Source organism: Nonomuraea sediminis (genome assembly GCF_018531495.1).
In the GTDB taxonomy this organism is placed as follows: Bacteria; Actinomycetota; Actinomycetes; order Streptosporangiales; family Streptosporangiaceae; genus Nonomuraea; species Nonomuraea sediminis.
This window is the reverse complement of sequence record NZ_JAHDTI010000011.1, coordinates 217,646-229,010: the sequence shown is the minus strand read 5'-3', so window position 1 is coordinate 229,010 and position 11,365 is coordinate 217,646. Positions and strand designations below refer to the sequence as shown.

At 70.3% G+C, this 11,365-nt stretch carries 13 protein-coding genes; 6 read left to right on the top strand and 7 right to left on the bottom strand.

The features are described 5' to 3' along the window. Positions 1–13: 13 nt before the first annotated feature. From KIK09_RS38585 to KIK09_RS38580, 3 genes are all read right to left on the bottom strand, one after another. Positions 14–1,120 (bottom strand): acyl-CoA dehydrogenase family protein, encoded by a 1,107-nt coding sequence (locus KIK09_RS38585; protein WP_214324427.1) that lies wholly within the window; start codon positions 1,118–1,120, stop codon positions 14–16. A 58-nt stretch (positions 1,121–1,178) separates the two neighbouring features. Beyond that, positions 1,179–1,307: a hypothetical protein gene (locus KIK09_RS59555; protein WP_275956415.1), complete on the bottom strand. Its 129-nt coding sequence runs from the start codon at positions 1,305–1,307 to the stop codon at positions 1,179–1,181. A gap of 280 nt (positions 1,308–1,587) precedes the next feature. Further along, a complete protein-coding gene (locus KIK09_RS38580; RefSeq protein ID WP_214324426.1) occupies positions 1,588–2,322 on the bottom strand; it encodes a cytochrome c biogenesis CcdA family protein in 735 nt (244 codons plus the stop codon). Positions 2,323–2,379: 57 nt separating this feature from the next. On the opposite strand from KIK09_RS38580, the gene KIK09_RS38575 reads away from it, so the two are divergent. Further along, positions 2,380–2,919 carry a TlpA family protein disulfide reductase gene (locus KIK09_RS38575; protein WP_214324425.1) on the top strand — a complete coding sequence of 180 codons (540 nt, stop codon included), beginning with the start codon at positions 2,380–2,382 and terminating at the stop codon, positions 2,917–2,919. Here the strand turns inward: KIK09_RS38575 and KIK09_RS38570 are convergent. Continuing rightward, complete coding sequence (locus KIK09_RS38570; RefSeq protein ID WP_214324424.1) at positions 2,916–4,256, bottom strand: sensor histidine kinase; 1,341 nt, start codon at positions 4,254–4,256, stop codon at positions 2,916–2,918. The genes KIK09_RS38575 and KIK09_RS38570 overlap by 4 nt on opposite strands. A gap of 2 nt (positions 4,257–4,258) precedes the next feature. Continuing rightward, complete coding sequence (locus KIK09_RS38565) at positions 4,259–4,924, bottom strand: response regulator transcription factor (RefSeq protein ID WP_308164569.1); 666 nt, start codon at positions 4,922–4,924, stop codon at positions 4,259–4,261. A gap of 133 nt (positions 4,925–5,057) precedes the next feature. Here KIK09_RS38565 and KIK09_RS38560 point away from each other — a divergent pair, with 133 nt between their 5' ends. The 5 genes from KIK09_RS38560 to KIK09_RS38540 all read left to right on the top strand — a co-directional run bounded on the left by KIK09_RS38560 (position 5,058) and on the right by KIK09_RS38540 (position 9,569). Next, positions 5,058–5,705 carry a GNAT family N-acetyltransferase gene (locus KIK09_RS38560; RefSeq protein ID WP_214324422.1) on the top strand — a complete coding sequence of 216 codons (648 nt, stop codon included), beginning with the start codon at positions 5,058–5,060 and terminating at the stop codon, positions 5,703–5,705. A 47-nt stretch (positions 5,706–5,752) separates the two neighbouring features. Continuing rightward, positions 5,753–6,100 carry a DUF6153 family protein gene (locus tag KIK09_RS38555; protein ID WP_214324421.1) on the top strand — a complete coding sequence of 116 codons (348 nt, stop codon included), beginning with the start codon at positions 5,753–5,755 and terminating at the stop codon, positions 6,098–6,100. Positions 6,101–6,151: 51 nt separating this feature from the next. Continuing rightward, positions 6,152–7,690, top strand: a complete 1,539-nt coding sequence (locus tag KIK09_RS38550) for a multicopper oxidase family protein (RefSeq protein ID WP_214324420.1) — start codon at positions 6,152–6,154, stop codon at positions 7,688–7,690. Between the two features lie 77 nt (positions 7,691–7,767). Next, complete coding sequence (locus tag KIK09_RS38545) at positions 7,768–9,123, top strand: aspartate aminotransferase family protein (RefSeq protein WP_214324419.1); 1,356 nt, start codon at positions 7,768–7,770, stop codon at positions 9,121–9,123. After that, positions 9,120–9,569, top strand: coding sequence for an Lrp/AsnC family transcriptional regulator (locus KIK09_RS38540; protein WP_214324418.1), 450 nt, complete (start codon positions 9,120–9,122; stop codon positions 9,567–9,569). The genes KIK09_RS38545 and KIK09_RS38540 overlap by 4 nt, the downstream gene beginning before the upstream one ends. Here KIK09_RS38540 and KIK09_RS38535 read toward each other — a convergent pair. Together KIK09_RS38535 and KIK09_RS38530 are read right to left on the bottom strand one after the other, a co-directional pair. Continuing rightward, positions 9,566–10,921 (bottom strand): serine hydrolase, encoded by a 1,356-nt coding sequence (locus tag KIK09_RS38535; protein ID WP_214324417.1) that lies wholly within the window; start codon positions 10,919–10,921, stop codon positions 9,566–9,568. The genes KIK09_RS38540 and KIK09_RS38535 overlap by 4 nt on opposite strands. Positions 10,922–10,923: 2 nt before the next feature. Then, on the bottom strand, positions 10,924–11,172 hold the full coding sequence (locus KIK09_RS38530) for a hypothetical protein (RefSeq protein WP_214324416.1): 249 nt from the start codon (positions 11,170–11,172) through the stop codon (positions 10,924–10,926). Positions 11,173–11,365: the final 193 nt, after the last annotated feature.

Below are 11,365 nucleotides of genomic sequence, written 5' to 3'. Positions count from 1 at the left end.
TCGTGACTCCTTCTCATGCGACACGCAGCGGCTGACCGGCGAAGTGGTCGCACAGCTGCTGGGACATGCGAGTACGGGAGGGCGGGTGGAACATCAGGGCGGAGCTGGCGGCCGACAGGTAGGCGACGTCGCCCGAGCCGATGTAGGCCATGCCGCCGAGCAGCTCGACCGAGCGGCGGGCGATCCGGCCGATGGCCTCCTGGACGGCGTAGCGCGCGCACAGGGCGCCGGCGAACATCTCCTGGCCCCGCTCGCCCTCGCCCATGGCCCTGGCCACGCCTTCCAGCGTGGTCATCGCGGCGTCGGCCTCGATGACGAGGTTCGCCCGCTCGACCGCGTCGGCCCTGCCTGCCTGCAGCACCCGCTCGACCAGCGCGCTGGCCACGCCCAGGTAGGAGGCGCTGACCAGCAGCTCGAACCAGAGGAACCCGCTGGTCTGCAGCTCGTCCAGCTGCCGGTCCTGGCTGGTCTCGGTCATCACGACCAGCTCGGGCGGCACCTCCACGCTGTCGAGCAGCACCTCGTCGCTCTCGGCCCCCGCCAGCACGGGGCTGTTCCAGAACGGCCGTACGGCCAGGCCGCGACTGCCCGCCGGGATGAGCGCGACCGCCAGTTGCCCGTCGACCTCGACCGAGGCGGTCAGCAGGTCCATCGAGCGCGACAGCGTGCACGGCTTCTTCGCGCCGGACACGATCAGGTTGCGGCCCCGCCGTACCGCCCGCATGGTGGGCGACAGGATGGCGGCGCCGGTGCGGCCCTCGGCGAAGCCGGAGGCGAGCAGCAGGTTCTCTCTGGCGATGGCCTCGAGCAGCATCCACTCCAGGCCGTCGCTGCCGACGCTCGCCTCGACCAGGCTGGCCACCGAGAAGTGGTGCATGGTGGAGGCGACCGCCAGTGACGGCGAGCGGGAGCCGACGGCCCGCTGCACCCTGATGCCCTGCAGCGGGGTGGCGCCCTTGCCGCCGTGCTCGGCGGGAATCAGCAGTCCAGGGCCGCCCGCGGACTTGAAAGCGGCGATCGCCGGGTTTCCCGGCCTTTCGAGGTCGGTCAGTGAATGCAGGAAGAGTTCCTCGTCCAGGCCGGGCATGAATTCCTGGAGCGCGGCCCGTTCTTTTTCCATGAAACGCATGCTTTTATTCCTCTCGCGCGACGGCGAAAGCAGGTGGGAAATGCCGGGGTCAGGAGAGCGACAGCGCGGCGTCGACCACGCCCTGCACCGTCATGACGAACACCAGTACCCCGGCCACGATCAGTATCGCGAGGGCGAGCACGACGAGAATCCACGAGGGGATCCGTTTGGGCGCCATGGGCCGACCGCCTTTCCTGAGTCAATGCCGACATCATGGCGACAGGCGATGCAGCAACGCGTAAGGGGAGCGTTGCCACTCGGTCAGTAGGGCAGCCGTCGCCCCGCCGGCGTGCGCAAATCGAGCGGGCTGCGCACGGGCGGCTGATGGGGGCGCGATTTCTGAATCCTGCGCATGTCTGCCTCCTTTGTTTCGTTCAATCTAGAAACGCGGAAGGCAGCGCCTCGTCAGGTGCGCGACAGCGACGTGTCAGGGTTCGGGACCCGTCGGCCTGTGCTCCTCAGAGGGGTAGCTGGTAGCCGCCGATCCAGGTCTGGAGGCGGGCGATCAGGTCGGTCCACAGGCCGGTCACCTGGATCACGCCGACCGCGACGAGCATCGCCCCGCCCAGGCGGGTCACCGCAGAGGCGTGGCGGCGGGCGAAGGCGAACACCTTCATGAAGCGGCTCAGCGCGAAGGCCGCCGCCAGGAACGGGATCCCGACGCCCGCGCCGTAGGCGAAGGCCAGCAGCGCGCCGCGGCCCGCCGTACCGGAGGTCGCCGACAGCGTCAGCACGGCCGCCAGCGTGGGCCCCATGCACGGCGTCCACCCCAGCCCGAACAGCACCCCGAGCGCCGGCGCGCCCACCAGCCCCGCGCGCGGCCGCACGGGGAGCTTCACGCTCATGCCGACGTACGGCAGGCGGTCGAACACCCCCATGAACAGCAGCCCGAGAACGATGGTGAGCCCGCCCAGGATCCGGACGACGAGGTCCTGGTTGGCAACCAGGAACCCGCCGAGCCCGCCGAGCGCGGCCCCGTAGGCGGCGAACAGCGCGGAGAAGCCCAGCACGAACAGCGCGGTCCCGGCGACGGTGTGCCTGCGCGAGGCCCCGGCCATCCCAGTCACGTACGACAGGTAGCCGGGCACCAGCGGCAGGCAGCACGGCGACACGAACGTGATCGCCCCCGCCGCCAGCGCGATCGGCACCGCGATCAGCAGCGACCCCGAGGTGACCAATTCAGAGACCGGCATCCCTATCTCCTATTATGCTTAGTAGATGCTGAGACTCTATACGCCTGGGGAGACGGGGTGCGAAAGACCCTCGCCGTACTGGCACTGACAGCCGCCTGCGCCGCCCAGCCGGCGGGCGTACAGGTGGCCGCGACCACCGTGTCGTCAAAAGTGCTGCTGCAGGAGGACAGATCGGTCACCCCGTCGTTGCGGGGGGCCGACCTGGAAGGCCGGCCGTTCGACGTGGCCGGGCTGCGCGGCAAGCTGGTCGTTGTCAACTACTGGGGATCGTGGTGCGCGCCATGCCGCAAGGAGACGCCGGACCTGGTGCGGGCGGCCGGGCGGGCGGCGCCGCTGGGGGTGGCCTTCGCCGGGGTCAACATCCGCGACAACAAGGACTCCGCGCGCGCCTTCGCCCGCGAGCTCGGCGTGCCGTACCCGAGCCTGTTCGACCCGGGCATGGCCAGCGCGCTCGGGTTCGGCGCGATGGCGCCGCGAGCGCTGCCCGCCACCTACGTGCTGGACCGGCAGGGGCGGGTGGCGGCGTTCTTCTTCGGCGCGGTCACGGAGCCGAGCCTGATGGCCGTCCTGCGCGGGCTGGCCGGCGATGCGCGCTAGTCGCGCCAGGCGGGCAGGCGGACGACGACCTCGAGCCCGCTCGGCTCGGCGTCCCTGAGCTCGGCCGCGCCGCCGATGCTGTCGAGCAGCGAGGCGGCGATGGCCAGGCCGAGCCCGGAGCCCTCCCGGTCGGCCGAGGTGGAGCCGCGCCAGAAGCGTTCCCAGGCGCGCGCCTTCTCCTCCGCGGACATGCCGGGGCCCTGATCGGCCACGTGGATCGCGGTGCCGTTCGTCCGGACGCGCACGACGCTGCCCGGTGGCGCGTGCTCGATGGCGTTGTCGACCAGCACGTCGAGCACCTGCCCCAGCGCGTCGGGCGCGGAGGAGACCGCGACCTCGGGTCCGCTCACCTCCACCCGCACCTGCCTGACCAGGGCCGCGGGCCGCCAGGCCGCCACCCGTTCGCCGGCCAGCGCGCGCAGCTCCACCCTGACCATCCGGGTGATCCTGCCCTCGGCCTGGGCCAGGCGCAGCAGCGCGTCCAGGATCCCGCCGAAGCGTTCGGCCTCGGCCGCGGCCCTGGCCACCTCGGGGTCGGGGGCGGTCTCCTGCAGGTTCTCCAACCGCAGCCGGAGCGCGGTGAGCGGGTTTCGCAGCTGGTGGGAGGCGTCGGCGGTGAAGTTCTGGTGCGCGCGCAGCACGGTGACCAGCCTGCCCGCCATCGTGTTGAACGCCTGGGCCAGGCTCCGCAGCTCGGCGGGCCCGTCGTCGGCGGGCGCCCGCACCTCGTAGTCGCCGCCCGCGATCGCCTTGGCCGCCCGGTCCAGGCTGCGCACGGGCCGCAGCACCCACCGGGTGAACGGCGCGGCCAGCAACGCCGCGGCCGCCATGCCCAGCAGCAGCGCCGCCACCAGGACGAGCAGCGTCCTGACCGCTCCTGCCCTGACGTCGCCGGTCGGCGAGATCATCACCACCGCGCCGAGCACGCCGGTCTCCGCCGTCACCGGCTCGGCCAGGAACAGCGGCAGCGCCCGCACGTTGATCGGGTAGTCCACGAAGTCGGAGCGATCCCCCTGCAGCGCCCGCCGCAGCCGCTCGGGGTCTGTGATGGTCACGCTGCCCGTGGCGGAGATGATCCGGCCGGTTCTGTCCACGACCGCGATCCGCGCGCCGGTCTGCGCCTGATAGGCGCGCATGTCCCGCTCGAGCGCGCCCCGCTGCCCGCCGGTCGTCAGCACCGGCACCGCCTGTACGGCGAGCCGCGCCGCCTCCCGCAGCCGGGTGTTGGCCAGGTGGTGGAAGTCGTTCATGGTGAAGGTGAACCACAGCGGGATCTCCAGCGCGATCAGCAGCAGCGCCGTGAGCGACATGTAGGTCAGGACCAGGCGGCGCCGCATCGTCAGTCGCCGGGCTCGACCAGCCGGAACCCCACCCCGCGGACCGTCTCGATCCACGCCGGGTCGCCCAGCTTGGCCCTCAGCGAGCCGACGTGGACGTCGAGCGTGCGGGTGGAGCCGAACCAGTTCTCGTCCCACACCGCGTCCATGATCTCCTCGCGGGTCCGCAACGCCCCGTCGTCCTCGGCCAGGAAGGCGAGCAGGTCGAACTCCCTGCGGGTGAGGTCCAGCTCGGCGCCGTCGAGCGTGGCCCTGCGGGTCCTGGTGTCCACCCAGAGCCTGCCCTGCGGCGTCTCACCCTCCCGCGGCTGTTCCGTTCTGGCGGCCCGCCGGGTGACGGCCTGGATCCTGGCCAGCAGTTCGCGGAAGCCGTACGGCTTGACCACGTAGTCGTCGGCGCCGACCTGCAGGCCCATGACCCGATCGATCTCCTCCGAGCGGGCCGTCAGCACGATGATCGGGACCTCGGACATGGCGCGCAGCCTGCGGCAGACCTCGATCCCGTCGAGGTCGGGTAACCCCAGGTCGAGGAGCACCAGGTCCGCCTTGGCCGCCACCAGCGCCGCCGTGCCCGTGGCGACGTGCTCGACGTCGTGGCCGTGCCGCTCCAGCCCCGCTTTGAGCGGCTCCGCCACGTGGGCGTCGTCTTCCACCAACAGGATCCGCACCCCAGACTCCTCAGACAGAAAACTAATTCCCATAGTAGGAAATATCTTGACTGACGCCAAGACTCCCCAGATTTCCGCCAGCTCGGGCTACGCTCCCGGCACTACTATGAAAAATAGTAGTTAGTATCTCCCCATGTCCTACCCCCGCACTCCGGCCGCGTCGCTGCGCGTGATGGAGCTCCGCGACGTCCCGGCCGTGGCCCGCCTGCACGAGGCCGACCTGGCGCAGGGCTTCTTCGTCCAGCTCGGCGAGAGGTTTCTGCGGCGCTACCACCGGACCTTTCTCACCAGTCCCGCCGCGGTCTCGCTGGTCGCGGAGGTCGGCGGCGAACCGGCCGGGTTCCTGGTGGGCTCGACCGACACCGTCGTGCACCACCGGCACGTGATCGAGCTGGACCGCTGGCGGCTGGCCCGCTCGGGCGCGGCCTCGCTGCTCATGCGGCCCGGCCTGACGGCCAGATTCGTCCGCACCCGGGCACAGCGGTACGCCCGCGGCATCCGGCGGGCCTCGATGGAACCGCCCGCCCGGCACGTCCGAACCGGCATCCTCAACCACATCGCGGTACGCGGCGACATGCGCCGCTTGGGCCTCGGGAGTCTCCTGGTGTCCGCCTTCACCGACATCGCCAAGGCCCACGGCGTGGCGGAGCTCCGGCTGCAGACCGCCGCGGACAATCTCGCCGCCCAGTCCTTCTACGCCGACCTCGGCTGGAAGCGGCAGGAGGAGATCCACGACTCGGACGGCCGCCCCTGGGTGCCCTTTGTCCTGAACCTCCGTTGACCACTCACTACGATGAGCAATAGGAGGAGTGGACTATCCTGGGCCTCATGACGCGAGCGCACCGGCTGGGACTCCTGGTCCTGCTGCTGCTCGGCATCGTCACCATGCACGGACTGGGACACATGGGAGCCCACGACGCCGGGACCTCCGTATCCCACATGGCCGCCCCGCAGCTGACCGATCCCGGAGCCGGCGGCCACGAGACCCTGGCGGCGCAGGGGCAGGCCTGGGGCTGGGTGTGCCTGGCGATGCTCGGGATCGCGGTGCTCTGGCGCTTCCTACGGTCATCCGTCGTACTGGTTCCGCCCAGACAGCCGGGCGCGCGGGCCGCCGCGTTCCCGCGCGCGCGGGCGGTGCGCGGACCTCCCGATCGCTCGACCGTGCTGCGGATCTAGAACGGCCCGCTCCGAGCCGTCCATCCACGCATGAGTCAAGCGAGGCACTTCATGAACATCGATCGACGCACCCTGCTCAGGACCGGGGGCGGGCTGCTCGGCACAGCCGTGCTCACGGCCTGCGGCAGCCGTACTCCCTCGGGACCGGCGTTCGTCAGGCCGGACGGACCGCAGGTGCGCGCGGCCGAGCAGGCCAGGCGCCCGGGCACGGTCAGGGACTTCCGGCTGGTCGCCACCGAGAGCGAGGTGGACCTCGGCGGCGTCACCACGCGGACCTGGACGTACGACGGGCGGCTGCCCGGCGCGGAGATCCGCGTCAACGCCGGCGAGGTGATCCGGGCGCGGCTGGCCAACCGGCTTCCCGCCGGGACCACGGTCCACTGGCACGGGCTTGCCCTGCGCAACGACGCCGACGGCGTCCCGGGCGTGACCCAGCAGCCGATCAGCACCGGGTCCGAGTACGTCTACGAGTTCACCGCGCCGGATCCCGGCACGTACTGGTTCCACCCGCACCAGGGAACGCAGCAGGACCGCGGGCTGTACGCGCCACTGATCGTGGAGGACCCGCGTGAGCCTCTCAGCTATGACGCCGAGTGGGTCGTCGTCCTCGACGACTGGCTCGACGGCATCACAGGCGAGCCCGACGAGGTCCTGGCCGAGCTGACCCGCGGGATGGGCGCAATGCCAGGCATGTCTCCGGGCATGTCAGACATGTCGGGGATGCCCGGCATGTCGCCGTCGCCCGGGGCGAGCTCGCCGTCGGGGATGAAGCACATGCTGATGGGCGCGACGAGCCTGCTGCTCGGCGGGGACGCAGGGGACGTCCGCTATCCGCACTTCCTCGTCAACGGCCGCATCCCCACCCGGCTGGCGACCTTCAACGCCAAACCCGGCGCCCGCCTGCGCATCCGGCTCATCAACGCAGGCGGCGACACCGCCTTCCGCGTCGCCCTGGCCGGTCACCGGATGACGGTCACGCACACCGACGGCTTCGCCGTACAGCACAAGCGGACCGACTCGCTGCTGATCGGCATGGGCGAACGCTACGACGTCCTGGTCACGCTCAAGGACGGCGTCTTCCCCCTGGTCGCGCTGGCCGAGGGCAAGCAGGCCGTGGCCCGCGCCCTGATCCGCACCAGCAGGTCGGCCACGGCCCCCGGCCCGGCGGCCCGCCCCCGCGAGCTGGACTCCGACCCCATCACCTACGACGCGCTGCTGCCCCAGGCCCCGGTACGGCTGGCGGACAGGCGCCCCGACAGGACCGTCAGGCTGGAGCTGACCGGCACGATGATGTCCTACAACTGGGCCATCAACGGCAGGAAGTACGACCCCGAGGCGATCACCCCGATCCGCCAGGGCGAGCGGGTCCGCCTGTCCTTCGTCAACCGGACCTCCATGTGGCACCCCATGCACCTGCACGGCCACACCTTCGCCCTGCCGTCGGGCATCAGGAAGGACACCGCGATCGTCCTGCCGAACTCCACCCTGGACGTCGACTTCGACGCCGGCAACCCGGGCATCTGGATGATCCACTGCCACAACGTCTACCACGCGGAATCCGGGATGATGACGCTCCTCGGCTACAGCTGAACGAAGGTCGTCGGTTACAGTGCCTTCAGAATCCGTCGAATGTCCTGGCAACGACGAACTTTTCTGAGGTGAAGGTCATGATCGACCGTACTCGGCTGGCGGAGCTGCTCGACCGGGAGCGGGACCTGTTCCGCCGTCGCAACCCGCGCTCGGCCGCCGCCTACGAGCAGGCCCGCGAGCACCTGTTCGGGGGCGTGCCGATGACCTGGATGAACAAGACGGCGGCCGGGTTCCCGCTCTACCTCGCCGAGGCCCGCGGCGCCCGGGTCACCGACGTCGACGGGCACGAGTACGTCGATCTGTGCCTGGGCGACACCGGGGCCATGGCGGGCCACTCCCCCGAGCCCACCGTCCGGGCGGTGAGCGAGCAGTTCGGCGGGCGTGGCGGTGCGACCGTGATGATGCCGACGGAGGACGCCGCCTGGGTGGGGGCGGAGCTCGCGCGCCGGTTCGGCCTGCCGTACTGGAGCTTCTCACTGACCGCGACCGACGCGAACCGGTGGGCGATCAGGCTCGCGCGCGCGATCACCGGGCGGCCGAAGATCCTGGTCTACAGCTACTGCTACCACGGGTCCGTGGACGAGGTGCTGCTGGTGGTCGATCAGGACGGCGAGCAGGTGTCGCGTGAGGGCAACGTGGGCGCGCCCGTCGATCCGAGGGTCACCACGCGGGTCGTGGAGTTCAACGATCTGGAGGCGCTGGAGCGGGAGCTGGCGCACGGCGACGTGGCGGTCGTGCTGATGGAGCCGGCCCTGACCAACATCGGCATCGTGCTGCCCGAGCCCGGCTACCTGCGCGGCGTGCGGGAGCTGACCCGCGCGTACGGCACGCTGCTGATCAACGACGAGACCCACACCTTCTCCGCAGGCCCCGGCGGGTGCACGCAGGCCTGGGACCTGGATCCCGACATCGTGACGATCGGCAAGGCCATCGGCGGCGGCATCCCCACCGGCGCCTACGGACTGTCCGCTGAGGTCGCGGCGAAGGTCGAGGCGATGCCGGGGCTCGACCTGGTCGACGTGGGCGGCGTCGGCGGCACCCTGGCGGGCAACGCGCTCTCGGTCGCGGCCATGCGCGCCACGCTCGAGCAGGTGCTGACCGACGAGGCGTTCGCCGGCATGATCGAGCTGGCCATCCGCTTCACCCGGGGCGTCCAGGCCGTGATCGACGAGCACCGGCTGCCGTGGTCGGTCACCCAGCTCGGCGCCCGGTCCGAGTACCGCTTCGCCAGCCCCGCCCCCCGCAACGGCGGGGAGTCCAACGCCGTCGCCGACGCCGACCTCGACGACTACCTCCACGCGTACCTGGCCAACCGGGGCGTGCTGCTCACGCCCTTCCACAACATGGCGCTGATGTGCCCTGCCACCACGGCGGCCGACGTCGACCGGCACCACGAGGTCTTCGCCGAGGCCGTGCGGGATCTGGTCGGATGAGGCTGGACGAGATCGACCGGATCCTGCTGCGCGAGCTGCAGCAGGACGGCCGGGCCTCCTACACGGCGCTGTCGGAGGCCACCGGCCTGTCCGCGCCCGCCGTACGTCAGCGGGTGCAGCGGCTGCGGGACGAGGGCGTGGTCCAGATCGTCGGCGTCACGGATCCGATGGCGCTCGGCCTGCCGGTCATGGCCCTGGTCGGCGTGCGGACCGACGGCGACGTCCACGCCGTGGCCGACCGGATCAGCGCCCTGCCAGGCGTCATCTACGTCGTGCTGACCGCGGGTTCCTTCGACCTGTTCGTGGAGATCGTCTGCAAGGAGCCCGCCGAACTGCTGGCCGTGCTCAACGACCACATCAAACGCGTCGAAGGCGTGACCCGCGCCGAGGCCTTCACCTACTTCGGCATCCACACCCACCGCTTCGCCTGGCCCTTGGGCGACTAGCGGCGAACCTCACGCGGGAACACCCGGCAGTTGGTGTGGAGGTACCGGGCGGCTCCGTCGTTGAAGTCGTAGATCGCCACGGTCTGGGTGTCCTCGAGCGGGTCGTCCGAGGGCATCAGGAAATGGGTCTCGCTGACGGGGAGCAGCTCGTAGGTGACGCGTTCCGGTTTGCCGAGGAATCTCGCCTGCATGGGGTCCATGCCGAGGGTGAGCTGGAGCCTGCCGCCATCGGCCGTCACCTCGTAGCGGGCGCCGGGACGTTCGTAGACGCCTTCGTACCTGGACGGGTCCAGGTTCAGGGCCGGGTCGGGGGCCGGCAGGCCGGGGACCGTGGGGGCGCCGTAGCCGGGCAGGATCTCGTTGAAGACCTTCTTGTAGAAGCTCTCTCGCGGCCCTGCGTTGGTCATCATCGTGATGGCGAGGTTGGACTCCGGGAGGATCCGCAGGCGGGCGTTCTGGCCGACCGTGCTGCCGTCGTGGGCGTAGACGGTCTCGCCGTGCCAGTCGCACACGATGAGGCCCAGAGCCCATTGCGGGCCGAACATGTACGGGTCCGGTACGGCGACGCGGGAATGCGTCATCTCGCGGATGGCCTCGGCGGAGACGATCCGCGTGCCGTTGCGCGCCTTGCCGTCGTTGAGGAGGACGTGTGCGAGCTCGAGGACGTCCCCGACCGTGGAGTTGATGTTGCCGCCGGGGCCGAAGGCGCGCGGCAGGTAGCCCAGGGGTGAGACGAACGGGCCCTCGTCGAGGGAGCGGATCAGGTGGCCCGTGGCGGCCCGGTCCTGGTCCACGTCCTCGTGCCGGGTGGTCGTGCCGGCCAGTTCCAGCGGGTCGAAGAGCCGGTCCTTCATGACGTCGTCCCACCGCTTGCCGTCGATCACCTCCATGATGCGGGCGAGGATCGCGTAGCCCAGGGCGGCGCTGTAACCGTGGGTGTGTCCCAGGGCGTGGACCTGGGGCGCACCCGCGATGTTCGCGACCATGCGCTCGCAGACGTCGTCGTCCTCGCCGGCGTCGCCGTACTCCTCCTCTATGCCGTTGGTGTGATTGAGGAGGTGCCGGGGCGTGACCGCGGCGGTGACCTCGGGGTCGGCGACCTTGAAGCCGGGGAGGTAGGTCCGCACCGGCTCGTCCAGGTCGGCTCCGCCCTCGTCGACGAGTTGCATGAAGGCCAGGGCGGTCCAGGTCTTGGTCATGGAGCCGCACTGGTAGACGGTGTCGGTCGTCGCGGGCTCCCCCGTGGAGACGTCCTTGACGCCGACGGCCGTTTCGGTGATCTCTCCGTCGTGCAGGACGCCGATCGCGGCGCTCGGGATCCGGTACTCCGCGAGGAGGTCGGAGATGTCCATGGCTACTTCGGGAGCCCGACGGCGTTGGCGGCGTCCGCTTCGAAGAACTCCGTCGTGGCGAAGGCGCTCGCGTGCCCCTCGAAGAAGCTTCGTACGGCGTCGAGCGAGTCGTGGACGATGACGTTCACCGCCTTGGTGCCGTCGGTGCTCGCCACGGCCAGCTTCCACTTCGCGCCCTTGGGCAGCCGGCCGTGCGCCCCCTTCAGCGAACTCCAGAACCCGTCCTGGTCGGAGACCGCGGAAATCGCCATCACATGCATTGTCGTGCCCTTCCTGCCTTCGCGAACTTTCCGAACGAGTGAAGGCTACGTTGCGTTTTAAATATCGTCAACGACAATTTCTCTCAATAGCGCCATTCACCTGGACTTTTGGTGCAGAAAATTGCAACAGCCTTGTCAGTAAACGCAATTAGGTCGTTGCAATGTACTGTTGGTTAACGCACAC